Here is a 24,381-nt window from a genome sequence, read left to right as displayed (position 1 = left end):
CGAGGAATGGAGCGGGCAGGCCCTGGCCAGTGGCGGTCAGGGCCTGCCCGCTCGTGCGCAGTCACTTCCGGGAGTACAGGCGCCCGTCCGACCAGAGCAGGTCCGCGCGGTCCCAGCGTGCCGCCGCGCTCACGTCGGGGAAGAAGCCGCACCCTTGGTCGTTGGCGCTGGTGTTGCACAGCACCGGTACGCCGCTGAGCTGCTCGTATTCCGTGAGCACCGCGGCCAGCAGTGGATTGTCGTGCTCGGTGACGGTCTGCAGTCGGGCCGTGCCGTCGAGGTGGACGACGGCCGGGATCTTCGTGTGCCACCCGGGGCGTACCTCGTGGTCGAAGAGCATGTACGGGTCGGGGCAGCCGGGGGCGAAGATCTCCGGTGCCCGGTGTTCCAGGCAGATCGGGGCGACCGGGCGGTAGTTGGCGCGGCCCTTGATGTCGTTGAGCCGGTCCTTCGTCTTCGGGTCGGTGGCCGGGGCGAGGATGCTGCGGCCGCCGAGCGCGCGGGGCCCCAACTCGGCCCGCCCGTTGAGGACCACGACCGGCGCCGCGGTTTCGTGGAGCACCTTGGCGAGCCCGGCGGCGTCGCAGGGTTCCCATGTCCACCCGGGTACGTCGGTCACCGGCAGCAGCCGGGGGCCGCGGAACACATCCCAGTCCAGGGCGGTTCTGCCCTCCCGGCTCACCATCTCCGCGACCGCGGTGCCGATCGCGGCGCCGGAGTCGTTCGGGAACGGCGGAATCCATACCTCGGCGAAGAGGCCACTGGACCGGATCAGACTGTTCCACTTGATGTTGAGTGCGCACCCGCCCGACAGACACAGATTCGGGCTGTGCAGGTCAGGTGCGAGTTCCGCCAGGCGTTCGCGCAGCGCGGTCAGCAGCCTGGCGCCGAGATAGCCCTGGAAACTCGCGATGAAGTCGGCTTCCGAACCGCCGGGCAACACCTCGTCGCGGTGCTCGCGGCACCACTCGGCCAGCTCGATGCCGGTGTCGAACGTGAGCGGAATACGGTCCAGTTGGGTGTCGAAGGCCCGGTACAGGGCCGGTTCGTCCCGCCCCAGGGCGGCGTACGCCATCGCCTTGCCCGCCACGTCGAGATTCCGGGGCACGGCGGCATTGGTGATTTCCTGCTCGTCCTGCTGCGGTGCCACCCGGGAGCGGAACGGGTCCCACTGGGCGCAGTAGTCGGCGAAGGCATTGCCGTAGAGGGGGAAGAGGGGACCCAGGCTCCGTACCCGGAAGGGAGCGGTGTCCACCCTGTACAGCCGGGGAACCGTGCCGCCGTCCCAGACGATCCCGAGTGCGGATTCGCCGCGGGCGGCGAACGGGCTGGTGCAGTAGGCCCCGAGCAGATGCTGGGTGACGTGGTGATAACTGGCGTACCGGAAGACGCGGTCGCCCAGCGGCAGGCCGTCGAACTCGTAGCGATGCAGCGCCGCCTTGGCGTTGTCGTCCCCCTCGGAGTACGGCGCGACCTCGATGGCCACCGACCGCCCGTGATGCGTCAACTCCCGCAGCATGGGCATGGGTTCACCCGGCGCCGCCATCCACCCGTCGACCACCACGGCATCGAGGTCGGACAGCTTCACTCCCTGTCCGGCCAGGATGCCCTCGACGGTTTCCATGTGGTCCAGCGGTTGGTAGCGCGGATTGCCGTCGAGTTTCTCCATCTCGATGCTGCACAGCAGCGTGCCGTCCTCGATGACGGCGAGCCCGCCGTCGTGTGTCAGCTTCAGCCCGCAGATCAGCATTGCTTCCAGCCTCTCTTCTCCGAGGTGTCTCGTCTTCTCCGACGTGTCGAGCGGGTCGCATCACGAGCGGGTGGGCACCCGTGCTCCGGTGGTCCTTGCTCCGGTGTTCGTCGTCCAGGCGACGGAACCGTCATGGGGTGGCAGCGACGTCCACGCGGGCATCACTTCCCGAGGCCGTGCGCGACCGTCCTGGTGTCGATCTGCTCCATGGGATTCTCAGCACGACTTTCCAGGATTCGCCAACGGGGAATTCACGGACGGCACTGCGCCGCGCTTCACCCATGACGGACACCCGAACAGTCGAATGCGGAGAACGTGGGCATCTGGATTTTGCGCTTCTTTTGCGGAACTTCGAAATATCGAATTAGACTTCCCGATGGCGCCCGGAAAACGGTGTTTTCCGCTCTCGACACTCTTGAAATCCTCATCAGGAAGGTGGCACCCGGGATGACGAGCGCAGTCGCACAGCTCTACGAGACCTTTCCCTTCCCGTCCCCGGCGGAGGACGCTCCGCTCATGGACATGGTCGCCGACCAACTCCCCTTCGTGCTGCGCGACGGCGACGACCTGGACGGCTGGGAGGTGCTCGACGCCGGGTGCGGAACCGGCTCCATCTTGGTGGCGCTCGCCCGGCGCTACCCCAAGGCCCGGTTCACGGGGGTGGACGCCTGCCGCCGCTCGCTCGACATTGCGCGGCGGTGCGCCGAGCGGCACGGGGTGACCAACGTCGAGCTCGTCCACGGCACCATGCCCGAACTGAGCCTGCAGCGCCGGTTCGACATGGCGGTGTGCTGCGGGGTGCTGCACCATCTCCCCTCACCTCGGGCCGGGCTGCAGTGGCTCACCGAGCACCTCACGGACGACGGACTGATCTATCTGTGGCTGTACGACGCGGTCGGCGAACACGGCCGGATGTTGGACCGGGAGCTGGTGCAGCTGCTCACCTCGCCCGACAACCCCGAGGGCGGGCTCACCACGATCCGCGACCTCGGACTCGAACTGTCGCTCGCGGACTACGGCTTCCCCGTCGGTTGGACCGGTACCGCGCTCACGACGGCCGAACAGGACGTCGCGGACGCCGACGCCTACCTCAACCCCGTGGTCCTGCCGATGCGCTTCGCCGACATGCCCGAGTTGTTCGCGGGTCTGCCCTTGACCTGGCTGGCCGCGGACCGGGTCTTCCACCCGGGCGGCATCGGCCTCGTCGATCTCGCGGGCACGGAGACAGGAAACGGTGGGGCCGTGTTCGTACGCCCCGAGGACCTCTTCGACCGACCGGGCCTGCGGGAGCGGGTCCGCGAGTTGGGGAACCTCGACCGGCTGCGGGCGATCGAGCTGCGGCTGCGGCCGACCGGCTTCGAGGTCCTCGCCGGTCGTGGCGCCGGGCTCGACCGCTGCCTGCCCCGCATCGCGGGCAATCTGCTGCCGTACGGCGACGGCCCCGAGCCCGGCGCACGCTGAGCCCGGAGCCGATCCCCGTACGAAGACCGCCAGACCGCCCCCTGCCCGCAGGACGCCGCCGAGATGATCAGGCGTGGGTGCTCGGTGCCTTCAGGAGAGTTCGGGTGTGGGCGGCGGCGCGGATGCCGGTTTCGACGGCGCCGTCCATCCACAGCGCGTTGAAGTTGGTGGAGGTGTCGCCTCCGGCGAAGGTGATGCGTCCTTCGGGGGCGCTGATGGCGGGCCCGTGTGCGGTGAGCCAGCCAGGGCGGTAGGCGATCCACGTGCCGCGTGAGTAGGGGTCCTCGTTCCAGTCGTGGCTGTGCACGGCCTTGACCCGGGCCTCCGGCGCGTAGGCGGCCAGGGCCTTCTGCGCACCCGAAAGGGTGTACAGGTCGGGGGAGGCCACGGGGTCGCCGAAGCCGGTGAGCAGGCTTCCCTGGGCGGTGACCCGTTCGGTGCGGATCCACTGGAATCCGTCCGGGGTGCCCGCGGCGAAGAAGGACGGATCGGGCAGGCCCTCGGCCAGCAGCCAGACCTTGGCGAAGTGCCCGGCGTGGCCCTGGGCGGTGACGGCCTGCTTCGCGGGGTGCAGGGCCGGGCGGAAGTCGATGGTGTGCCAGCAGTTCAACGGAGTGGCGACGACCGCGGTGCGGGCGACGAACCGCTCGTCGGCGTCGGTGATGACCTCCACGTGGTCCGCGGCCTGGGTGACACGGCGCACGGGGGAGGACAGGTGCACCTCGGCGCCGGCATCGGCGATGAGCGCGTCGAGGAGGGCCTTCGTCCCGTCGCGGAAGCTGTCGAGGACGTCGAGCGCCAACGTCTGCTGCGCGAACAGGGTGTAACGCGTGGCGATCTCACCCAGAAGGTACAGGGCGGAGATCTCGTCGGCGGGGGCTCCGTAGTGCACCGACGCCTGCTGGCTGAGGGTGGCGAGCGCCGTGGGGGACAGGCCGAGCGTGGACAGGTACTGGCGGATCGACACATCCAGGGCACGGGTGCGGTCGGGGTCGTGGAGGTGGGGCCCGGTGGCCCGGGCGGTTTCGGTCATCCGCCGGATGGCGTCCTCGATTTCGGCACCGTAGCCAGGGGGCAGGGCCTGCGGGTCGGTGTGGCGGATGCCGTCGATGAACAGGCTGCTGACGGTCGTGCTGGGGCTCTGCACGACGGGGAGTTGATAGCGGGCGGCCTCGGCGTAGATGTGGCGGAAGGTGTCACGGCGGCCCAGCCACATGCCGCCGAGGTCGACAGGTGTGTCGGTGCCGGGGAAGGTGCTGGTCCAGGTCCGTCCTCCGAGGCGGTCGCGGGCTTCCAGCAACACCACGGAATGTCCTGCTGTCCCCAGTTCTCGGGCGGCGGTGGCGCCGGAGATGCCGCCGCCGATGATGATCACGTCGTGCATGTGTGCTCCTACAGGGTCGGCCGAGAATTCGGCGATCGATACGAAGAAGCGGCTCGGGTGCCTGGCCGGGCGTCAGGGTGCGGTCTCGGCGCGTACGGCGGCGGCGATCCGGTCCCAGGCCAGTCGCACGTGCCGCAGCTCGGTGCCCGGTGCACCGATGGCCATCCGCAGCAGCACCCGGCCACCGACCTTGGTGTGGGTGAGGTACAGCTCGCCGGAGTCGTTGAGCCGTTGCATGATCCGCAGGGCGGTCGCATCCGCCTCGGCGTCGGGCAGTTGAGGCCACAGCGGGCGGAAACAGACCAGGCCCAGCGGGTGGTGGGGGTGCAGGTGGAAGGCCGCATCGGCCTCGATCCACCCGGCCAGCTCCTGCGCCAGGCCGATACCGCTGCGGATGTGCGCCCGCAGCCCCTGCGCCCCGTACCAGCGGATCACCGACCACAGCTTCAGGGCGCGAAAACGGCGGCCGAGCGGGATCTGCCAGTCGCGGTAGTCGATGACCTCGCCCGAGGCGGTGGCCTGGTTGCGCAGGTACTCGGGGAGGACCGAGAGCGCACCCACCAGCGGTGCGCTCTCGGCCACCCACAGCGCGGTGCAGTCGAAGTTGGTGAGCATCCACTTGTGCGGGTTGGTGACGTAGGAGTCGGCATACTGCGCCAGTCCGTCGTTGAGCCACCGCAGTTCCGGACACACCGCCGCCACGCCCGCATAGGCCGCGTCCACGTGCAGCCAGGCACCGTTGCGGCGGCACACCACGCCGATCTCGGGCACCGGGTCGATGGCGGTGGTCGAGGTCGTGCCGACCGTCGCACACACCAGCAGCGGCACGGCGCCCGCGGCGCGGTCCTGGGCGATCGTCGTTTCCAGGCAGGCCGGGTCCATCGCCAGGGTCTGTGGATCGACGTCCACCACCCGCATGGCAGCCGCGCCGATTCCACAGATCCGCGCGGCCTTCTCCAGCGAGGAGTGGGTCTGTGAGCTGGTGTAGAGCGTGTACCGCGCGGTGATGCCGTCCCGCCCGGGCCTTCCCCCGCCCGCTCGGTGCAGCGCGGCGACGACCGCCACCAACGAGGCGCTGGACGCCGAGTCCTGGATGACACCGTTGCCCCGGTACGCCTCCGGCAGTTCCAGCAGCTGCGCCAGCCAGTCGACCACGCGGGTCTCCAGCTCGGTGCAGGCCGGACTGGTCGCCCACAGCATGCCCTGAACGCCCAGCCCGGACGAGAGGAGGTCGCCCAGGATCGCCGGGCCGCTGGCGTTGGCGGGGAAGTAGGCGAAGAACGAGGGATGCTGCCAGTGCGTGATGCCTGGCATCAGCAGCCGGTCCAGGTCCGCCAACACCCCCTCGAAGCCCTCGCCCGTCTCCGGTGGGCTCGGTGGCAGCGCCTCCAACACCTCACCCGGCGCGACCTGGGACCGCACCGGGTACGACTCGATCTTCTCCTGGTAGGCGGCGATCCAGTCGACCACCTGCCGGCCGTGACGCCGGAACTCGTCCGGCGTCATGTGCCCACGCACGACACTGCCTCCCAACACCGTGCCCCACAAGGCTCAGCGCGCATTTGCGGTCCACCTGCTGCCAGAGAGCCGGAGCGCCTTTCGCGCCATAGCGCCTGGGGATCTCTGGGTGAATGGCTGCGACGCCCTCAGTCAAGCAGGAGTACGTGAGAAGGCAGAGGCGGCGGGAACGGGGGTTCACTCCATCGGTCGCCTGGTGAGGCAGCAGGGCACCCATCGGGAGATCCTTCTGTCGGGCGCCCCCTCCCGGTGGGAAATTCTTCCGTTCGCCAAGCCCCTGGAATCAGTGGAACAGGAATCGGTGATCAGCCATGAATCGCGCGAATGAGCACCATGTGGCGGAAGGTGGCCGGCTCGATGAGCCCTGCGCCCGGCGCAGGAAACAAATATCGGAGGCGATCCGCAGGGCGGGCGGGCTCAATTCGCACCCGGTGGCCTACAGCGCGGAGGAAGACCTGTTATGGGGCACGATGGTGTCGAAGCTCAACGCCATGCATCCCCGCGTCGCCAGTTCGCGCTACCTCCAGGCCAAGAATCGCCTGCCGCTGCCCGCCGACCGCGCACCCAGGATCGACGACCTCGGACAGCGCCTCAACAACTCCACGGGATTCCGACTGCTCCCGGTCGAGGGGCTCACACCCGTCGCGGACTTCTACGGGCGCTTCGCCGCCGACATCTTCTCGACGGCCCTGTACCTGCGTTGCCCCAGCCGGCCCCACTACAGCCCGGAACCCGACATGCTCCACGAACTCGTCGGGCACGTCGTGATGCTCTCCGACCCGCTCTTCGCCGACCTCTACCGACTTTTCGGCGAAGCCACGAACAACGCCACCTGCGCGCAGGACCTCCAGGCCATCAGCCGGGTCTTCTGGTTCACGATGGAGACCGGACTCGTGCAGGAGGACGGCCAGGCCAAGGCGTACGGGGCTGCCCTCCTCTCGTCGACCGGTGAACTCGACAAGCTCGGCACCTACCCGGTCGAGAAGTTCTCCATCCAGGAAATGATCGAATCCGACTACGACATCTCCACCTACCAGGGAAAGCTGTTCATTGCCCAATCCGTAGAGGAAATGGCCAGCGAAGTCCGCTCCTTCTTGACACACGTTTGACATGCGGAATCCTTCGCTAGGGCTAGGGCTAGGGCTAGGGCTAGGGCTAGGGCTAGGGCTAGGGCTAGGGCTAGGGCTAGGGCTAGGGCTAGGGCTAGGGCTAGGGCGCCGGCGGAGGCGCACGCCGCGGCAGACATGGGGCACGGTCACCGACATCCACCGGCGAGGCCGTCCCCACCAAAGGCACATGCACGTCTCGGCTTTGAAACCTATTGCGTGTCGGGAAGGCGGTGATGAACCGATGACCACGACGAATACCGGAAGTCGGTCACACGACGGCGGAAGACAGGTGCACGATCCGGCCGCGGTGCGGCTGGTGGAGATCACCCTGTGGTTCTGGATCGGCCAGGCGGTGGGCGCGTTCGCGCGACTGGGCATCGCGGACGCCTTCGGCGATCAGCACCGGACCGTGGACGACCTGGCAGCCCGAACCGACTGCGAACCTCAAGGACTCCTCCGACTGCTGAGATCGCTGACCGGTGTCGGGGTCGTCCGCGAGGTCTCGCCCGGCCTGTTCGCCCTCGGCGAGCTGGGGCAGCACCTCCGTACCGACCACCCCCAGTCCATGCGGGACCTCGCGGTGCTGCAGAGCGAGCCGTGGATGTGGCGGGTCTTCGAGCAACTCCCACACGCGGTCTCCACCGGCGCCACCCCCATCAAGAACGTCCTCGGGACCGACTACTACTGGAACTGGCTGCACCAACAGCCCGAGGAACGGCGGGTGTTCGACGCCGGCATGGTGTCGGTGGCCAAGGCTCTCCAGATCCCCACCGCGCTCTCCTACGACTACCGGGACGTACACCGGATCGTCGACGTCGGCGGCGGCCTGGGACAGGTGCTGACAGCCATCCTCACCGCCAACCCCCACATCAGCGGCACCCTCTTCGACCAGCCGAGCACCGTCGCCGACGCCCAGCGGGCACTGGCGGACGCGGGCCTGGCTGACCGGTGCTCCGTGGAGGGCGGCGACATGTTCCAGGCCGTTCCCGACGGCAGTGACACCTATCTGCTGTCGTTCGTGCTGATGGACTGGGACGACGAGCACGCGGTGCAGCTGCTGAGCAACGTGGCAGCCGTACTCCCCGCACACGGGCGGGTTCTCGTCCTCGACTGCCTGGCGGACCACGACACCGACACCGGCCCGTCAGGACACCCCTTCCACATGGGCCGCACGGTCGACCTGTTCCAGATGTGCATGGGCAGCGCCCGGGTCCGCACCCGCGCGGAGTTCGAAGACCTCTACGCCCGCGCCGGACTGCGACTCCAAGCACTCCACCTGCCGCAGGCCCCGGTCACCCTGATGCAGCTGGCCCCTGCCTGAGAGAACGCGGAGCCGCGGAGCAGGCTTACCGCAACGCCGATCCCCGACGGGGTCGGCTCAACGGCGCGCCGCCTCACCGAGGACCTGGCCGGGCGGCTCGCCGCGGCGGGAGGATGCGCTCACCGAGGACGAACTGCGCATCACCGTCGTTGGCCTGCTGGTCGCTGCGAGCGACAGCACGAGCTTCCAACTCGGCCATGCGATGGCGGCCTTCGCCCCACACCACGAGGGGCTCCGCCGCTGACTCTGGGCGGCGGCTCGCACTACTGCGCCGGGGCGGCGCCGGCCCGTGCGGAACTCGCCGAAGCCCTCACCGCGCTCACCGCACGCCTGGGCCCGCCCAGCATCGCCGGGCCGGTCACCTGGCGCCCGCCCTTCGGGAGCAGCGGCCCGATCGGCCACCGGTCGTCGGATACGTCCCCGACCGCCTCTCTCCCGACGACCGCATGTCGGCCATCGCGTACCTGACGCACATGGGGGGCACGCTGTCCGAGCCGGAGGCGGGGCGCCCGCGCGCCGGCCCTCCGTGGACGTCGCCTTCACGGTGCCTGAATGTGGTCCCGCGCCCCGTGACGTCGCCTGGGAGGGGCTGTCGGGCGTCCTGGCGGTAGACCGCTCGGCGACGAGCGTCACGGTGCACGTGGCGCGCGAAGCCACCGACGCCCTGCGCTTCGCGCCCGCGCGCAGGGAGCGCAGACACACCCGACGGCTGAGGTCGACGTGGGCCTCCTGGCCGGCGCCCAGTACCGCGACGTCGACCAGCGCCCTCGGCCGGCCATCTCGCCCCTCCTCTCGAAGAGGCTCAGCCCCACATATGCGCTTGGTGTTGCACGCGCTGCGTGCATAATGAGGACATGAGTGCGCCGAGGGCCCCGGTGGCATAGGGGGCGGCGTGCTGCTGCTCGTGCCCTGTCACCCCGGTCTGGCGACCTACGTGGAACCCGCCCCGGGGCCTACGAAAGGACGCATGCTGTGACGAATCCACTGGATCCCGTGAAGCTGAACGCCGCCATGGAAGACGTCCACCGCGCCGGGATGCCGGGCCTGTTCGCCGAGGTGCGCGACGGCGACCAGGTCTGGCGCGGCGCCGCCGGGGTCGCCGATGTCGCCACCGGTCGCCCCGTCACCGCCGACATGCGGCACCGCGTCGGCAGCATCACCAAGACCTTCACCGTCGCCGCGGTTCTGCAGCAGGTCGAGCGTGGCCAGATCGGTCTGGACACGCCGATCAGCAGGTACCTTCCGAAGCTGGTTCCCGGGGAACGCGGTGACGCGATCACGGTCCGGATGTTGATCAACCACACCAGCGGCCTCGCCGAGTACCTCCCTTACGCCTACCCGTCCCTCAAGGGGTTTCCCCCCTTCGCGGACACCAGGCCGGCGAGCCTGGACGACCACCGGCTCACGCGGTTCCACTCCACCGAACTGATCGAGATGGGGGTCACCGCACCTGCCGTCGGCGCCCCCGGTGGCACTCCGGGGCTGTACTCCAACACCAACTACCTGCTCCTCGGCGCACTGTTGGAACACGTAACCGGCACTCCCGCCGAGCAGTACATCACCCGGAACGTCATCGAACGCGCCGGGCTCCGGGACACCGAACTCCCCACCACCCCCTACGTCAACGGGCCGCACTCGCAGATGTACGAGGCGTGGTTCGGCATGATCGACCCGCCGCGCGACTACAGCGTCCACGACATGTCATGGGTGGGGCCGGCGGCCTCACTGATCTCGACGGTCACGGACCTCAACCGCTTCTTCGGCATGCTGCTGGCGGGCGAGATCGTCAGTCCGTCGTCGCTGGCGCAGATGCAACGCACCGTCCCGGTCGTCTCCCAAGAGGGGAAGACGATCGACTACGGCCTCGGCCTGTACCCGATGGAAGCTGCCGGGCAGAGCACCTTCTGGGGCCACGGCGGCACGGTGTGGGGTGCCGGAGCGCTGGCCATGATCCGTGCCGACGGCGAGCGCCAGATGGCCGTCGCGGTCAACCTGCAGCGGTGGCACAGGCTCGACTCCTCGGGCACGCCGCAGCTCCACCCCATCGACGACGCGCTTGCGGCTCTCTACCGTGTGGCGATGTACGGCTGACCGGGGCGGCGCGAGTCGCTCTCCCCACGCCGGCACGTATCCCAGGGCCAGTCCCAGAGCCAGTCGCGGGGCCAGACCCTGGGCCTGGCCCAGGCACGCAGGCAGGTCATGCAGCCTGGGCGGTGGCCGCGAGCACCAGTTCGCGCAGGGTGACGCGCTGCGGCTGCCGGTACGCGAAGGTGATCGCCGCTGCCACGTCCTCGGGGACCAGCACCTCGATCGAGTCCTTGAAGGCTTGGTAGTCGGCCTTCACGGCCTCGTCCGTGGTGTGTGAGAGCAACTCGGTCTCCACCGCCCCGGGGGCGATGGTGATCACGCGCACGCCGTGCCCCGAAACCTCCTCGCGCAGACTCTCGGACATACCGTGCACGGCGAACTTGCTGCCGCTGTAGACGGTGTGGTTGGCGTATGTCCTGCGGCCCGCGACCGAGCTGACGTTGACGATCGTCCCGCTGCCACGCTCGATCATGCCGGGCAGCACGGCTCGAACGCCGTGGAGCAGGCCCCGTACGTTGACGTCGAACATCCGCTCCCACTCGGCTGCATCCTGGTGGGCCACCTCCCCGAGCAGCATCACGCCCGCGTTGTTGACGATCAGGTCGGCGTGCCCGTACAGCTCCTCCGCCTCCCGGACGGCGGCGGCCACTTCCCTGGCATCGGTGACGTCGACGGAGCGGGCGAGGGCGTTGGGAAGGCCGAGGGCTTCGGTCCGCTCGACCCTGCGGGCCAGGAGGAGCAGCGGGTGGCCGAGATCGGAGAGGGCGCGGGCGGTGGCAGCGCCGATGCCCGAGCTGGCTCCGGTGATGATGGCGAGCGGTTGCGCAGTGAGGGTCCGGGCGGCGGCGGTGTTCGGCTGTGTGTTCATGTGCTCCAGCTTCGGCGGCCGCCGCACCTCGAACAATGACGGATCACTCCGTGATCCATAACCTGTGCCTTATGGAACGCCGAGATCTCGAAATCTTCCTGACCCTCGCGGAGGAACTGCACTTCGGCCGCACCGCGCAGCGGCTCTTCGTGTCCCAGGCCAGGGTCAGCCAGACCATCAAACAGCTGGAGCGGCAGATCGGCACCGCGCTGTTCGACCGGACCAGCAGACGTGTGGAACTGACGCCGGTCGGACGCGATTTCCTCAACGACGTCCGCCCCGGCTACGAGCTCATCAGAGCAGGCGTCGAGAAGGCGGTTGCCGCCGGCCGCGGCCTCGCCGAGCCGCTGCGGGTCGGGTTCACCAGCCCGCTGGCGGGCGAAATGGTGCTGTTCGCCGCGTCCGCGTACCGCGAGAGCCATCCCGGCGCCGGGGAAGTCGCGCTCCACGAGGCACCGCTCGGGGATCCCCTCGGTCCGCTGCGCAGGGGTGAACTCGATCTGCTGCTGGGCCAGTTCCCCGTGTCCGAGCCCGATCTGCGGACCGGTCCCGTGCTCATCTCCGACAGCCGTGTCCTGGCCGTCTCCACCCGGCATCCCTTCGCGCGCCGGGAATCGGTACGGCTCGACGATCTCGCGAGGGACAAGGTGATCAGCCTCTCCGGCCCCGTCCCCGACTACTGGCTCGACCATCTCCTGCCCCGCACCACCCCCGACGGCAGTCCCGTCGAGCGCGTTGGGGAGGCCACGACCCGGCAGGAGCTCCTGGCCCTCGTCGGTGCGGGCCGCGGAGTGCATCCGGTTGCGTCGCACGAGGTCAGGTACTACGCCCGCCCCAACGTCGCGTACGTTCCGTTCGCCGAGGCCCCGCCTTTGGAGTACGGCCTGGTGTGGCGTGCGGCGACGGAGACCGTTCGGATCCGGGCCTTCGCCGGGGCGGCTGAGGAGGTCGTACGACAGCAGAACGGCCCGGGCCAGGTGTGCAGCGAGTGCCGGTGACCGCTCCCCGCGTGCGCACACCGGCCGGGATGACTGGGCGGGTTGGGCCGGCTGGGCCGACTGGCGGGGTGTGGCGCGGAGTTGCCGTCGGGCGCGTGTCGGAGCCGGACTGCGGCTGGGCGCGGCCCTCGAAGCGGTCAGCCCGGTCCGCGATCGGCGCCCGGAACTCGCCTGGACCAACTCCGCTGAAAACCCCGGGGGTTACCCGACACCGAAGAACACGCTGCCCGTGCCCCCCAGGTCGGGGGAGTGGAAGTACGCGTTGATCGCGCGGCTCAGATCGTCCTTGCTGAGGCAGCCGTCGTCGTCGGTGTCCAGCTGGCCCAGCACGCGCGAGGCGTCTGCGGCGAGGTCCCACATTTCGAGGTACCGGGTCAGCTCCCTCTCGCCGATGCAGCCATCGCGGTCCGCGTCGATGATCTCGAACACCGTCGCTCCGAAGACCGCCACCGGCTCGCGCAGAGCCGGGTCTGTGGTGGTCGCGCCGGCAGCGGTGCGGTGCTGTTCGCGGGACAGGCGGCCGTGGATCTTCGCGTGGCGCTGCAGACAGGTCCAGTACTCCCGGTAGAAGAACGCCAGAGCCCTCGCCTCGGGGGCGTCCGCGGCGAGTTGGTAGGCGGCGCGGTAGCGATCGACGATCCGCTGGTAGTCGGCCCCGTCGACGTAGCCGTCGCCATCGGTGTCGGCGACGTCGAACAGGCGGTCCAGACCGCCGATGCGGTGAACGATGCGCTCGGGCAAGGTGCCGGCGGCCGCGCACAGGTGGTCCCGGAGCTGGGCATGGCGGAACTGGTAGACCGTGCCGACCTGGCGCAGGACCTCGCGCTCGCAGGCGTCCCGCAGGAACGCGTCCACGTCCCTCGGCAACCATCCCGTCAGGGGTAGCCAGATCCGGGCCAGGACCACCCAACGACCCCAGGCGGTCATGGTGCCGACCCCGAGCGCGACCATGGTTCCGGCCGCCAGCCCGGCCCCGGTTCCGGTCAGGGGAGTGTCCGTGAGCCCGAACACGATCCCGTACCCGGGCCCGATGACCAGCCCGACCGCGAGTAGCTGCTTGAGCACGGTGGCGCGGTTGGTGTTCAACAGGTCCGACGGGAGGGCGCGTTTCTCTCTCGGGATGACAGTCTCGAACCCGGCTCCGAGCGCGGCGATGAGCCCCATCACGAACCCCAGAACGATACCCGCCGCGAGCTCCGCCGCCGAGCCCAGCGCGATCGTGGTCCCGGGATCGCCCAGGAGGGCTGACAGCGCCGAACTTCCGAACGCCCACAGGGCTCCGAACAGGAGACCACCGGCGAGCCCGCCGGTGACTCTGGGGCGGAAGCTCGCCCGCAGTCTTGTCTTCGTCCAGTCCTGAAGCCTGATCTCCATGAGCGACGGTTCGAACAGCGGGCCGCCGACCTTCATCTTCGTGACGAACCCGTGCATGAGGGCGAAGGTCAGACCCATCGCGAGCCCGTTCACCGGGCCGGAGACGCATGCCGTCACGAGCCCGTACACGGGTCCGGACGCGAGCCCGCCCTCGACTCCGTACACGAGCCCGGCCACCAGGCCGGACGCGATTCCGACCGTGATCCCGACCCACAGCATGCGCCAGCGCAGCTTCACGGTGGTCCCCAGCCGCCACCATTCGATGTCGGGCGTGTTGAGTTCCGTCACATGTGCGGCGAGGTAGCCGAGCCAGTGCTGGGCGCGTTTGGTGTCCCAGCGCCGGTGATCTCGTGCTGCGCCCCCTTTGCTGAGAGCGCGCCTGTAGGCGGTGGGGACGAAGGTGTCCAGGAGGTGTCTCTCAAGGGCTTCTCGGGTGCCGAACTTCTCGGTGTCCAGCAGTTCCGACGGGTCACGCTCGGATTCGTAGACGAATCGGGCAAGTGTGACCATCAAGGGGGTGGTCAACACGGCGGCGAGAGTGGCGGCGGCCGGTGTGTGGGTAGGGCGGCGCAATTCACTCAGGACATGGGCCCACCCGGTGAGGGGGCCGACGTCCGTACTGCCGGGGAGCGTGGGGAGTGCGGTGTCGGTGGCCTCCTGGAGGTATGTGACGGAGTCGTCCAGGTCGAGATCGATCAACTCGATGGCGTCGGCGGAGGGCACAACCCTGGTTTCTTCCCTGGCGGCTTCGATCTCGGCGCGGCGACTGGTCACGAGCAGCGGCAAGGTGCAGCTGTTGAGTGCGATCAGTGCGTCTTTGCACAAGCCGATGGCGATCTCGTCAAACCCGTCCAGGACCGGTAGCACGTAGTCGGCATCCACCAGCGTGGCGGCCCACGTACTCCCGCTGGGGCTTGCCTCGGCGAGAAGGGGATGATCCCGCTCCAACCGGCCGATCAACCAGTCCCGCAGCTGGGTGGTGTCGGGATTCCATGATCCGAGACTGAAGATGACCGGAACCGGTGCCTTGCGGGTGAGGGGACGCGCTTCCAGGCGGCTCAGCGCGAAACGCAGGGCCAGGGTGCTCTTCCCGGAGCCCTCCCGACCCAGCACCATCAGCCAGCGGGACGTTTCCCGTTTGAGGAGGGCCGTGATGGCGTCCCTTTGACTGCCGAGGTGCCGCGGGGGAGCATGCGTTGTCCCAGTCCGGCCATTACGGAGGTCTTCGCGGTCGGGTGCTTTCCCGTGCACCGGTTGCCAGTGCACAGGCAGCTCCCGATCCGGTAGCCGCAGTTGTTCCACCTCGCGCTTCAGGCGCGCGCGGACCTCACGCGCGAGCAGATCGGCCTTGTCGGCCAGCTCGTCATCGACGGAGCGGCGCTCGGCGCGGACCGCATCCACGAGCTCCTTGACCAACTCGGTGAGCGCGCCCTCGGCTGAGAACCCTTTGTCGAAGAGCACGTTGAGGTTGACCGCGTGGTCGCCGATATTGAGGACGCCCGAGACGTTGCCGACCGTGATCGACGGCTTGCCGCCCGACTGGCCAGGGATATGTGCGGCGGGCTCCGACTCCTGTGGATCCGGCACGGCGCTCACCGGTACCGGATGTTGGTCGCGCCATCGCCGGTGGCGATGATCCCGGCACTGTCCGTGCGGGAGACGCCGCGCGCCCCGGTGGCCTGTGCGGCCCGTGCGTTCGCGGCCCTGCTCGGCACGCCGACGCCGTGCGCACCCGCCACTGCTTCAGCCGCAGGCACGATCTGGCCGAGTAACGGGCCGATCTCAGTCAACAGAGGCACCTCCCTTCGCGCCGACAGTCGGTTTTCAGCGGCCGTTCCGCCCCCCAGCAGGCAGGCAACTGTGCCTGCCTGCTGCCCTGTTCGAGCCACCACCACACAGGCGGTGGTCGGTCACTGCACCTGTCGCACGTACGCGGTGCCGGGCTTCTCGTCGGTCACGACATCGACGTCTTCGCCTTGCAGCAAGTCCTGGAGTTGACTGTCCAGATCGGCGCCGCCGCAGGTCCGCGCACCGACGCCATGACGACCGGACTGGTGTGGAACATGACGTGCCGTCAGACCGTTGCGGCCGTCCGTGACCTTCCTTCTCGCGCTGCCGTGTGATGTTGCCCGACCGCCGCGCCCTCGATGCTGGGGGACAGCGGCATGCGAGCTCTCCCTGTGGCGACCGGCGTCGGCCTTCCCGTCCTTGACGCCTTCGACGAGCAGGCCGTGCTTCGGATCGACGTACCGCTGATCCCCGCCGTCGTCACCGGTGCGGCGGTGGTTCTTCAGGCGCGCGCCGAGGCCGAAGGCGGCGGCGCATGCGGCGAGCACGGCCACGGCCAGCAGGATGAGATCCTTCGTGTCCAGCCCGTCGGCCGAGGCCCTACTGACGATCGTGGGCTCGGTCGACCTCGGCGTCGCATGGGTGGGGTGCGTCACCGACGGGGTGTCGGAGGCCCTGGGGTTCTGGTTGCCCGATGTGATCGCGCTGGGGGTGGTGGGGCCGGTGGTGCCCGCTGGCACCGACGGTTTGGGAACGGCAACGCCCACCGATCCGGTCGTCGGCCTCGGATTGGCGGAGGCTGCCGATCCGGACGAAGGGCTCGGTGTGGCGGAGGGCGCCGAACTCGGCTTTGTGACATCGAAGGACGCCACGACATTGCTCTGGCCGGGGTTCAGGGTGCATGGCGCGTCGCCCTTCAGTACCAGGCTGCCGGTCGCGTTCGACGCGACGAGGTGGAGGGTGAGGTCGCCGGCGGTGATCGTCCCCTTGCCCGGATGGCTGAAGGTGCGGGTGGTCGCGCCGGCGGTTGCCGTGACCTTGAAGGAACCGGATGCCGGGACGTTGGTCGTCGCCATGTGGAAGGGCACCGTGAGGTCGAAGTCGTCCTGTGGCGCGGCCACATGGGCCCCCGCGTCCACCGTGCCCCCGAGGGTCTTCATACCGGCCATGGCGAGCCACCGGGTGAAACTCGCGTCCACCGTCGCCACCGCGTTGACGGCGAGGGGCGTGCTGGGCGCGCCCACCGCAACCGAATCCGGGATGCCCGATCCGATCTCCGCGGTGAATGCCTGAGCGCCGATCAGCTGCGACGAACATGTGTAGGCGAAGGTGTGCGAGAGCGGTTGCGCGGCAGCCGTTCCGGCTCCGATAGCGCCCACCAACCCGCTTGCCATCGCTGAAGCCGTGGCGACCGCAAGGATGATCCTCATCCTTGGCCTGCCGTACCTGATGCTCATGAGCTAGCCCCCGTTCATCGTTCGGGCGTGCGATTATGGAACGACTCTCATTTCCTGAAGCTCGGCATGCTACTCAGATCGCGTGACCCGTGCCGGATCTGTGGAGCCCGGACGATTTCGGCCAGCGGGGCACGTAACGCTGTGAGGAAGACGTGGCTCAGGCGGCTCGGGTTCCGTGCGGAACTCGGCACACTGCTCGAAGACGCCCCAAAACGCCTCACTGGTAAGCACCTTCCACGAGTCCCCCTTCGTGGTTGACTGAACATCAGGAACCGTGCATCTGCGCTTGTCGATGTTTGTGCATCGCGCTGCGCCGCCGGCCGGCAGCTCGGACCACTTGGCCCTGATCCTGACGCGGGCGCAGGTCATTTGGCGCTGACGGCGGTCGCGATCGCCCTGGTCATGGGCGCGTTGAGGACAGTATCGGTGGTTCGCTGATGGTGGCGAAGCCGATGCCGGAGCCGCTGTCGGAGAATCGGCGCAGCAGGGTCCGGCTGGGGCGGTCGGCGCTCCGGGCCCTACGCTCCATGTCGTACTCGCGGACGAGGTCGTCGTAGACCGCTGCTTCGGTCGCGAGCCGTCCGCCCGCGCTTCCTGAATTACGCACCAGGGTCATTGCTGCGGCACTACAACCGCTTCTTCGTCTGCCGGCGGTACAGCGCCTGCGTAGTGCCGACCTGCTCAATTGACGGACGGGGCGGTCGTCGGTGGCGCATTGGTCCGAGCCTGGTCCGAACCCGCTCCGGATCTCGGCCTCAGTCAACGGAAGTCGAGCAGGGGGGCGACGACGGTTTGATGATTCCGCCGTGGTGCGATCTCGTAAGGCGAATTCTTTGATCTTCCGTGCGGTGCGGATTACGGAACGGGCTCCACGGTTATCGCCCTTTTTCTTGCGAGTGATATTGCCCGAGGGGCTGGCCGTCTTGCCTGGTCGGGCGGTCTTGCCCAGTCGGGCGGTCTTGCCCGGTCGGGCGATATTGTGCGGGATAACCTGTCCACCGATCGGATTTGCGGGTGTCCACCGATCGGCCACTTCCTTGTCGATGACCGGGCGAAAGAACCGCTGCCTTACCCGTTTTCGCCCGTGCCGTGCTAGACAGAATTTGACGGCGCAGAGCCCTCTGCGTAACCAGTGTTTCGGAATGTCTGATCGGAGACACATGAGCAGCCCACGGAAAAACAGCTGGAGTTGGCGCATCCTCGGCGTCGGTGTGGCGTCCGCCGCCCTGATCGGCTTGGCGGCGCTGCCGGCTTCCGCCATGACGGGCGATCGGGTCCTGAGGGACTGCGCGAGCGGTTTCGGCAAGTGCACGTTCAACGGCCCGTACCGGCACGAGTCGGAGGGCCCGGCGATCGGCAAGGCATATCTCGGTGACTACCACCAGGTGTCCGACACGATGTGGAACTGCACCACGTCGCCAGCGAAGCAGACGCTGACCTGGAGCGACACCGTCGGGTCGACGGACTCGTTCGACGTGTCCATCAAGGCCGGTGGAAAGATCGCCGGAGTCGTGGAAGCGAGCGTGGAGGCCAAGTACGGGCACACGTGGATGACGCAGCACTCGGACAGCGCCAGCCTGGAGATGACCGTCAAGCCGGGCGAGGTCGGCTGGATATCCCGGGCCCAGGTCATGCGCGAACTCACGGGCTACTGGCAGACGCACTACGACAATCCCCAGGACGGCCACTACTACTGGTACTTGGGGCCCGACACCATCACCAGCCCCGCCCCCAACGACACCGAGGGGGTGAAGAACTCGGTGGTGCTCAAGACGCGACCGATGACCGGTGCGGAAAAGAAGTCCTGCCAGGTGCAGAACGCCGGGGTCTTCCTTTCGAAGAAGAAAGTGGAGCAGCCCCAGCAGCGGAAGGCTCCCCACGCCCCGCCACAGGCCGTACCCGGCAAGGATGACGCGGGGGCAACCGACGAGCGCCAGCGGAAGAGGAGTTGACCGCGACAGACGGCTCCGTGGTCTACCGGGCGATCCAGGCAGGCGCGGCCGGCTACCTCGCGAAAGAGGCCACATGTTCCGAGATCGTCACCGCCGTATTGCAGGTGGCAGGCGGCAGACACGTGATCTCGGAGGAACCGCTCCACGGACTGGTGGAGGAGATCCGCTTGCGGGTCGACAGCGAGGTGATGGTGCTGACCGAACGCGAGCGCCAAGTCCTGCAGGGCTTCGCCGAGGGCAAGAGCATCCCGGACCTGGCGGGCGAACTGTACCTGGGCGTCAGTACGGTCAAGACCCACACCCAGAGACTGTACGAGAAACTCGGGGTCTGCGACCGGGCGGCAGCCGTCGCCGCGGCGATGCGACGCGGCCTCCTCGCATGAGGAGGCCCCGACCCCCACCCGTCAACGGCAACGCCCCCCCGAAAGCAGTGCCACTCGCTGCCAGCGACGTCAGCGTCCTGACTGACTGTTCCCGAATGAGGCCGTCACGGCCGATGCGGCGGTGCGGAGCGCGCGATGCGGAATCCCACGTCGTCGATCCGGAAGGTCGGGTGGCTGCGCCGTCGCACCGATGCCCGGCAGCTCCAGTGCTCGTCGGCCCATCCACCACCACGGAGCACCCGGTAGGTGCCGTACACCTCGGCGTCGTAGACGTCCCAGCACCAGTCCCACACGTTGCCCAGCATGTCGTACAGGCCCCAGGTGTTGGGCTGCTTGGCGCCGACGGGCTGGATCCGCCCACCCGAGTTGCCCTGGTGCCAGGCGATCTCGTCGAGTTGGCCGTACCGCGGGCCGGTGGTGCCCGCGCGGCAGGCGTGCTCCCATTCGGCCTCGGTCGGCAGCCGGTACCCGTCCGCGAAGGCGTCCCATTCGGCCGTCTCGGCTGTGGCGTGGAGGTGGTACGCGGGCGTCAACCCCTCACGCTGGGACAACACGTTGCAGAACTGGACCGCGTCCCACCACGAGACGCCCTCCACGGGCAGCCGGTCGCCTTGGGCGCTACTCGGCCGGCGACCGGTGACCTGCGCGTACCGCGACTGCGTGACGGGGAACGCCGACATCCGGAACGGTGCAACCTCGACGTGCCAGCTTCTCTGCGTCCGCCGGTCGGACAGCGTCACCCGTCCCGGCGGGACCGCAACCATCTCGTTTTCTGCCCCCGTGTCCATAGTCGGCCACCCTATCGCCGCCTCCCGCCGTTCTGTTGATCCTTAGCGGGGAGCGGTCCGAGGCTCTCCCAGTGCGGTGAGGATGTCGCGGACGGTGTGGTCGAAGAGTGGGGCGGGGTCGGTCAGGGCGAAGTCGAGGTGGCCGAAGACCTCCACGGCCACGGCTCCGTACAGCCGGGCCCAGCAGGAGACGAAGACGTAGATGACCTCCAGGGGCACGGGTTCGCCGGAGAGGTGCTCGCGCACCTCCTCCAACTGGACGGTCCAGGCCGGGTCGAGGTCGGCGGGTGGCTTGATGTTTCCGTGGTGCCACAGCTGGACCATCAGGTCCAGGACAACGCCGCCGAAGCGCCAGCTGGGGTCGTGTGCGGCGGCGCCGGGTGCGGTGTCGGCGTCCGTGAGCGGCTTGGCGAACAGCAGCCCGAACTCCTGGGGGTGGGCCAGTGCCCAGCGACGCAACTCGCGGCACACTGCGCCTAGTTGTCGCCCTGGCTCGGAGGCGGGGTGACGGTCGCGGGCCGCTGCCAGGGCCGTGGCCAACTCGTCGTAGAGGGACGAGGCCAGTGCCTGGATCAGGTCCCGGTGTGCGGCGTAGTAGCGATAGAGGCCGGGCGCGGTCATGCCCATTTCGCGGGCGATGGCCCGCAGCGTGACGGCGGCCGGGCCTTCCTCGACCAGGAGCCGTCTGCCGGTGTTCAGGATCTCGGTCAGCGCCTCTTCGCGGACGCGGTGACGGCGCCTGCCCGTGGGGGTTCCCGGAGTGCTCGGCACGGCGACCCGTCTGCCTTCCGCTTGACAAAGTTAACGCCTATCACTTTACCTTCTCCCGAAAGTTAACGGTGTTAGCAATCTCTTCGGGGGAGCCTCATGAAGTACGGCATCGTCCTCACCTACACGGTCACCGAGCGGTGGTTGGCGCTGTCGCGCGAGCAGCGCAACGCGATGCGTGCGGCGCATCTGGAGCCGGTCTTCGCCGCCTACGCGGACCGTGTGACGGCCCGCTTCTTCGACGCCGAGGCGTTCACCGGGCGGGTCTCGGACTTCGCCGTGCTGGAGACCGAGGATCTGGGCGCGTACTACTTCCTCGTCGAGGCCCTGCGCGACACCCCTGTCATCAGCGAGGGCTACCTCACCTTCGCCGACATCTTCCTCGGCGTCGAGGACGGCTTCCAGGCGTACGAGCAGGCCCTGTCGGACGGGAGCGAAGCCCGGTGCTCCTGGACGCGCACGGACGAGCAGTCCCGGTAGCCGTTGCTGCCCGGCAACGGGGCTGCTCAGCTCGGTGTGGGGTCGGGGGAGGCGGCGGTGCGTCGGGTCTGGGTGAGGCCGATGTCGATGTAGCGGTTGAGGATCAGCGGGTCTTGGGTGTTGCCGGCCTGGAAGGTCACGTGGCGGAGCAGGTCGACATCGTGGAGCGCGATGCCCTCGTGGGCGATGGCCACCACTGGCTGGAGGCGGCTGCCGCGTGAGTCTTTGCGTAGGTGGGCAACCTGGCTATCTGGAAAAGGAGTTCTGTCGTCTGTTGAATACGGCCTACGCTTCCGTGCTCGATGGCGCCGCGCATCCAACGTGACGGGGGTCTTGATGTGGACGTGAACAGCGGTAGCGGCCTGGCGTCGCCGGAACAGTTGCCTGGCTACGAGTTCCGACCCTATCGCGGCCACGGTGACCATGACGCGATGGCCGCTGTGCGGCTGGGCTGTGCACAGCAGGATCGGACCGACGCCCACTCGGTTGTGGAAGGGCTCCCGACGGCAGCCGAGATCGCCGAAGCCTCCGTCGGGCTCGACGACCCGACCCGGAACCAGGTCCTGGTGGAGCACAACGGCGGCGTCGTCGGCTACGCGACGATCAGGTGGTGGCAGGAGCGGGACGGGACGTGGCTGTACCTGCACCGCGGCTACCTGCTTCCCGAGCACCGCGGCCAGGGCGTCGGCTCGGCCATGCTCGACTGGGCGGAAAGCCGCATCCGTTGGCTCGTGCAGCAGCACGGAACCACGCGGACGTCCGTCATCGGAGCGAATGCCATGGCCTCCGAACGGGAGGCGACAGCGCTGCTGCTCGAAGCCGGATACCGGCGGGTCTTCAGCCTGGTGGAGCTGGAGCTGCCGGATCTCCAACAGCTCGCGGACGAAAGGCCGTTGCCGGCCACTATCCGAATCGGTGCGGTCGAGCCGGGCAACTACCGCGCGGCCTGGAAGACGGTCGTCGATTCGTATGCAGATGCCGCATTCACTCAGAGGTGGACGTTCGAGAGCTTCCTCGCCACTGCCGACCCGACCTGCTGGCGGGCTGCTTGGGATGGGGAAAACATGGCCGGGGTCGCCCTGTGCTCCATTCGCCGCAACGACCCCACTGCGGGCGAAGTCGAAGAACTGAGCGTCCGGGCACAGTCAAGGCGTCTGGGCCTTGGACGGGCTCTGCTGCTGGACGGGTTGCGATGTCTTCGCGAGCACGGCGCACGGACCGCGCGGTTGTACACCGGGACCGCGAATCCGTATCGATCCTACGAGCTCTACGAAAGCGTAGGGTTCCGGCGCCAGAACGAGTACGTCCGCTACCGCAAGCCGGCGTAGCCTGCCGCTTCTTCACCTCGACGCGCAGGCACGGGAGATCCCCCTCTCGGCAGCGCCATGCCCATCGGCCGTGCGCAGCACGCATGCCTGCCTGTGGGAAACCGAACGATGGCTGACTCGGCGTCCGATGCAGGTCATCGAGGACGTCCGTAAGGGCCTGGTGAGGCGTGCCGCGGTTTTCGTCAGCTGAACTCGGCCGCGTGCTCGATGGCCCACCTCGCGAAGGTGCCGGCCGGTCGGCCCGCAAGGCGCTCGACGTGATCGGTGGTGCAGTTCGACTCCGGTCGCCTCACCGAGGCAGCGATCAGCGCTTCCACCAGCGGCTCGGGACGGCCGTCGGCAAGCATGCGTGATCGCGCGAGGTCGGTGGGGAGCGCCTGGAAGCGCAGACGGCGCCGGAGAGCAGTACCGAGGTGAGCGACCTGGTCGGCGCGACTGAGGACCTCGGGTCCCGTCAACACGTACAAGTCTTGATCCGGTTGGTCGTGATGCGCGAGCAATACGGCTACGGTCGCATCAGCGACATCGCGCTCGTCGACGACGGCTGTGCGCGCCACGTCCGGGCCTGACACCACGTCGCCCACGCGCAACTGTGGTGCCCAGCCACGGGTGTTGGATGCCAATGTGTCGCTGCGCAGCACCACGGGTCGCAGACCGGCATCGTGGAGCAGGGCTTCCATTTCCGCGTGCACCTGAGCGATGGGATCACTCTGGCGGACGGCTTCGTCGTCTATGGCGGTCGTGGACAGATAGACGACACGGGGTGCCGCAGCGATGAGTTCCGCAACCAGGTCATGGGCAGGGGCGGAATCGAGCAGTGGCCAGATGAGAAAGACAGCGTCGATGCCCACGAGCGCCTCGCGGACAACGGCGGGGTCTGTGAGGTCGCCGACCACCGACTCGACTCCGGGGTGCGGAGCAGTCTGATGGCGCACGAGGCTTCGCACGCGCGCGCCGTGAGCTTGGAGACGGCTGACGACCTCACGGCCGAGGTTGCCGGCCGCGCCGGTGACCAGGATCGATGAACGGTGACGAGCTCCCGCGGAGCGAGTGGTATCAGGCATGATCGAGACGCTAAGGGTTCAGGTCGACATGAAGGCAAGGGCGTGTGGTGAAGACGATCGGGGAAGTGGCCGCTGAACTCGGAGTCGAAGCCCACGTGCTGCGGCACTGGGAAGACGTTGGGGCACTCACCGTGCGCCGCGACGGCAACGGCTACCGCATCTACGACGACCATGCTCTGGAGCAGGCGCGTACCGTGCTGAAACTGCGGCGAGTGGGACTCTCGTTGCCCGAGGTCACCGCCGCCATGTCGCCGACGAAGTCGGCGGCACAGGCGGTCGTGAGGGCGAAGATCGCGGCACTCGAAAGTGAGGTCGTCCAGAGACGGCAGGCAATTGCCTTCCTGCAACACACCGTTGAGTGTCGGCATCGATATCTCGACGACTGCCCGGACTGTGCGACTTTCGTCCGTGAAGCTTGAGCCGCTCTCCGGCTGGGAATTCCAAGCGCCGAGTAGTCCTCTTCCGACTCTCCCTCATCCCGCGGCCCGGCAGCGGTGTGTCG

General features: G+C 68.5%; 22 protein-coding genes. 10 read left to right on the top strand and 12 right to left on the bottom strand.

Going from position 1 to position 24,381, the window contains the following annotated elements:
* Positions 1 to 61: 61 nt before the first annotated feature.
* The gene (locus JNO44_RS06685; protein ID WP_205362240.1) at positions 62 to 1,750 is read right to left on the bottom strand and encodes a carbamoyltransferase N-terminal domain-containing protein; all 1,689 of its coding nucleotides are present in this window, start codon (positions 1,748 to 1,750) and stop codon (positions 62 to 64) included.
* 447 nt (positions 1,751 to 2,197) lie between these two features.
* On the opposite strand from JNO44_RS06685, the gene JNO44_RS06680 reads away from it, so the two are divergent.
* Positions 2,198 to 3,211 (top strand): class I SAM-dependent methyltransferase, encoded by a 1,014-nt coding sequence (locus tag JNO44_RS06680; RefSeq protein WP_205362236.1) that lies wholly within the window; start codon positions 2,198 to 2,200, stop codon positions 3,209 to 3,211.
* Between the two features lie 67 nt (positions 3,212 to 3,278).
* On the opposite strand, the gene JNO44_RS06675 is transcribed toward JNO44_RS06680, so the two are convergent.
* Together JNO44_RS06675 and JNO44_RS06670 are read right to left on the bottom strand one after the other, a co-directional pair.
* The gene (locus tag JNO44_RS06675) at positions 3,279 to 4,595 is read right to left on the bottom strand and encodes a flavin monoamine oxidase family protein (protein WP_205362235.1); all 1,317 of its coding nucleotides are present in this window, start codon (positions 4,593 to 4,595) and stop codon (positions 3,279 to 3,281) included.
* 72 nt (positions 4,596 to 4,667) lie between these two features.
* A complete protein-coding gene (locus JNO44_RS06670; RefSeq protein ID WP_240167457.1) occupies positions 4,668 to 6,113 on the bottom strand; it encodes a pyridoxal phosphate-dependent decarboxylase family protein in 1,446 nt (481 codons plus the stop codon).
* A gap of 311 nt (positions 6,114 to 6,424) precedes the next feature.
* On the opposite strand from JNO44_RS06670, the gene JNO44_RS06665 reads away from it, so the two are divergent.
* The 3 genes from JNO44_RS06665 to JNO44_RS06655 all read left to right on the top strand — a co-directional run bounded on the left by JNO44_RS06665 (position 6,425) and on the right by JNO44_RS06655 (position 10,634).
* Positions 6,425 to 7,222 (top strand): phenylalanine 4-monooxygenase, encoded by a 798-nt coding sequence (locus JNO44_RS06665; RefSeq protein WP_205362234.1) that lies wholly within the window; start codon positions 6,425 to 6,427, stop codon positions 7,220 to 7,222.
* Between the two features lie 241 nt (positions 7,223 to 7,463).
* The gene (locus JNO44_RS06660) at positions 7,464 to 8,543 is read left to right on the top strand and encodes a methyltransferase (protein ID WP_205362233.1); all 1,080 of its coding nucleotides are present in this window, start codon (positions 7,464 to 7,466) and stop codon (positions 8,541 to 8,543) included.
* A 972-nt stretch (positions 8,544 to 9,515) separates the two neighbouring features.
* Positions 9,516 to 10,634: a serine hydrolase domain-containing protein gene (locus tag JNO44_RS06655; RefSeq protein ID WP_235092522.1), complete on the top strand. Its 1,119-nt coding sequence runs from the start codon at positions 9,516 to 9,518 to the stop codon at positions 10,632 to 10,634.
* 106 nt (positions 10,635 to 10,740) lie between these two features.
* Here the strand turns inward: JNO44_RS06655 and JNO44_RS06650 are convergent, their stop codons facing one another.
* Entirely contained in the window at positions 10,741 to 11,499 is a 759-nt protein-coding gene (locus JNO44_RS06650; protein ID WP_205362232.1) for an SDR family oxidoreductase, read from the bottom strand.
* 71 nt (positions 11,500 to 11,570) lie between these two features.
* Between JNO44_RS06650 and JNO44_RS06645 the strand changes: the two genes are divergently transcribed.
* Positions 11,571 to 12,497, top strand: a complete 927-nt coding sequence (locus JNO44_RS06645; protein ID WP_102923350.1) for a LysR family transcriptional regulator — start codon at positions 11,571 to 11,573, stop codon at positions 12,495 to 12,497.
* A gap of 201 nt (positions 12,498 to 12,698) precedes the next feature.
* Here the strand turns inward: JNO44_RS06645 and JNO44_RS06640 are convergent, their stop codons facing one another.
* The 4 genes from JNO44_RS06640 to JNO44_RS06625 form a co-directional block, all read right to left on the bottom strand.
* The gene (locus JNO44_RS06640; RefSeq protein ID WP_205362230.1) at positions 12,699 to 15,458 is read right to left on the bottom strand and encodes an EF-hand domain-containing protein; all 2,760 of its coding nucleotides are present in this window, start codon (positions 15,456 to 15,458) and stop codon (positions 12,699 to 12,701) included.
* Positions 15,459 to 15,463: 5 nt separating this feature from the next.
* A complete protein-coding gene (locus JNO44_RS06635) occupies positions 15,464 to 15,661 on the bottom strand; it encodes a hypothetical protein (RefSeq protein ID WP_205362228.1) in 198 nt (65 codons plus the stop codon).
* 120 nt (positions 15,662 to 15,781) lie between these two features.
* A complete protein-coding gene (locus JNO44_RS06630; RefSeq protein WP_205362226.1) occupies positions 15,782 to 17,116 on the bottom strand; it encodes a DUF6801 domain-containing protein in 1,335 nt (444 codons plus the stop codon).
* Positions 17,117 to 17,516: 400 nt separating this feature from the next.
* Positions 17,517 to 17,732 carry a hypothetical protein gene (locus tag JNO44_RS06625; RefSeq protein ID WP_205362224.1) on the bottom strand — a complete coding sequence of 72 codons (216 nt, stop codon included), beginning with the start codon at positions 17,730 to 17,732 and terminating at the stop codon, positions 17,517 to 17,519.
* A gap of 544 nt (positions 17,733 to 18,276) precedes the next feature.
* On the opposite strand from JNO44_RS06625, the gene JNO44_RS06620 reads away from it, so the two are divergent.
* Both JNO44_RS06620 and JNO44_RS06615 read left to right on the top strand, forming a co-directional pair.
* Entirely contained in the window at positions 18,277 to 19,068 is a 792-nt protein-coding gene (locus JNO44_RS06620) for a hypothetical protein (RefSeq protein WP_205362222.1), read from the top strand.
* On the top strand, positions 19,065 to 19,451 hold the full coding sequence (locus JNO44_RS06615) for a response regulator transcription factor (protein WP_205362220.1): 387 nt from the start codon (positions 19,065 to 19,067) through the stop codon (positions 19,449 to 19,451). The genes JNO44_RS06620 and JNO44_RS06615 overlap by 4 nt, the downstream gene beginning before the upstream one ends.
* A gap of 104 nt (positions 19,452 to 19,555) precedes the next feature.
* Here JNO44_RS06615 and JNO44_RS06610 read toward each other — a convergent pair whose 3' ends face one another.
* A complete protein-coding gene (locus JNO44_RS06610; protein WP_205362218.1) occupies positions 19,556 to 20,239 on the bottom strand; it encodes a formylglycine-generating enzyme family protein in 684 nt (227 codons plus the stop codon).
* Positions 20,240 to 20,281: 42 nt separating this feature from the next.
* Positions 20,282 to 21,010 (bottom strand): TetR/AcrR family transcriptional regulator, encoded by a 729-nt coding sequence (locus tag JNO44_RS06605; RefSeq protein ID WP_205362216.1) that lies wholly within the window; start codon positions 21,008 to 21,010, stop codon positions 20,282 to 20,284.
* 96 nt (positions 21,011 to 21,106) lie between these two features.
* Here JNO44_RS06605 and JNO44_RS06600 point away from each other — a divergent pair, with 96 nt between their 5' ends.
* Entirely contained in the window at positions 21,107 to 21,487 is a 381-nt protein-coding gene (locus JNO44_RS06600; protein WP_205362214.1) for a darcynin family protein, read from the top strand.
* 26 nt (positions 21,488 to 21,513) lie between these two features.
* Here JNO44_RS06600 and JNO44_RS06595 read toward each other — a convergent pair whose 3' ends face one another.
* Entirely contained in the window at positions 21,514 to 21,684 is a 171-nt protein-coding gene (locus tag JNO44_RS06595) for a hypothetical protein (protein WP_205362213.1), read from the bottom strand.
* Between the two features lie 105 nt (positions 21,685 to 21,789).
* Between JNO44_RS06595 and JNO44_RS06590 the strand changes: the two genes are divergently transcribed.
* A complete protein-coding gene (locus JNO44_RS06590; protein WP_205362210.1) occupies positions 21,790 to 22,815 on the top strand; it encodes a GNAT family N-acetyltransferase in 1,026 nt (341 codons plus the stop codon).
* A 182-nt stretch (positions 22,816 to 22,997) separates the two neighbouring features.
* On the opposite strand, the gene JNO44_RS06585 is transcribed toward JNO44_RS06590, so the two are convergent.
* Positions 22,998 to 23,879 (bottom strand): NAD(P)H-binding protein, encoded by an 882-nt coding sequence (locus tag JNO44_RS06585; RefSeq protein WP_205362208.1) that lies wholly within the window; start codon positions 23,877 to 23,879, stop codon positions 22,998 to 23,000.
* Positions 23,880 to 23,923: 44 nt separating this feature from the next.
* On the opposite strand from JNO44_RS06585, the gene JNO44_RS06580 reads away from it, so the two are divergent.
* Entirely contained in the window at positions 23,924 to 24,298 is a 375-nt protein-coding gene (locus JNO44_RS06580) for a MerR family transcriptional regulator (protein WP_235092512.1), read from the top strand.
* Positions 24,299 to 24,381 lie beyond the last annotated feature (83 nt).

It is taken from the genome of Streptomyces noursei (genome assembly GCF_016917755.1).
Classification (GTDB): Bacteria; Actinomycetota; Actinomycetes; order Streptomycetales; family Streptomycetaceae; genus Streptomyces; species Streptomyces yunnanensis.
The sequence above is the reverse complement of the archived record's forward strand: the minus strand, read 5'-3'. Positions and strand labels throughout refer to the sequence as shown.

Coding starts and splice junctions, on each gene's coding strand:
- JNO44_RS06685 (WP_205362240.1), bottom strand. CDS start 1,750: ATGCTGATCTGCGGGCTGAAGCTGACACACGACGGCGGGCTCGCCGTC.
- JNO44_RS06680 (WP_205362236.1), top strand. CDS start 2,198: ATGACGAGCGCAGTCGCACAGCTCTACGAGACCTTTCCCTTCCCGTCC.
- JNO44_RS06675 (WP_205362235.1), bottom strand. CDS start 4,595: ATGCACGACGTGATCATCATCGGCGGCGGCATCTCCGGCGCCACCGCC.
- JNO44_RS06665 (WP_205362234.1), top strand. CDS start 6,425: ATGAATCGCGCGAATGAGCACCATGTGGCGGAAGGTGGCCGGCTCGAT.
- JNO44_RS06660 (WP_205362233.1), top strand. CDS start 7,464: ATGACCACGACGAATACCGGAAGTCGGTCACACGACGGCGGAAGACAG.
- JNO44_RS06650 (WP_205362232.1), bottom strand. CDS start 11,499: ATGAACACACAGCCGAACACCGCCGCCGCCCGGACCCTCACTGCGCAA.
- JNO44_RS06645 (WP_102923350.1), top strand. CDS start 11,571: ATGGAACGCCGAGATCTCGAAATCTTCCTGACCCTCGCGGAGGAACTG.
- JNO44_RS06630 (WP_205362226.1), bottom strand. CDS start 17,116: ATGAGCATCAGGTACGGCAGGCCAAGGATGAGGATCATCCTTGCGGTC.
- JNO44_RS06625 (WP_205362224.1), bottom strand. CDS start 17,732: ATGACCCTGGTGCGTAATTCAGGAAGCGCGGGCGGACGGCTCGCGACC.
- JNO44_RS06620 (WP_205362222.1), top strand. CDS start 18,277: ATGAGCAGCCCACGGAAAAACAGCTGGAGTTGGCGCATCCTCGGCGTC.
- JNO44_RS06610 (WP_205362218.1), bottom strand. CDS start 20,239: ATGGACACGGGGGCAGAAAACGAGATGGTTGCGGTCCCGCCGGGACGG.
- JNO44_RS06600 (WP_205362214.1), top strand. CDS start 21,107: ATGAAGTACGGCATCGTCCTCACCTACACGGTCACCGAGCGGTGGTTG.
- JNO44_RS06590 (WP_205362210.1), top strand. CDS start 21,790: ATGGCGCCGCGCATCCAACGTGACGGGGGTCTTGATGTGGACGTGAAC.
- JNO44_RS06585 (WP_205362208.1), bottom strand. CDS start 23,879: ATGCCTGATACCACTCGCTCCGCGGGAGCTCGTCACCGTTCATCGATC.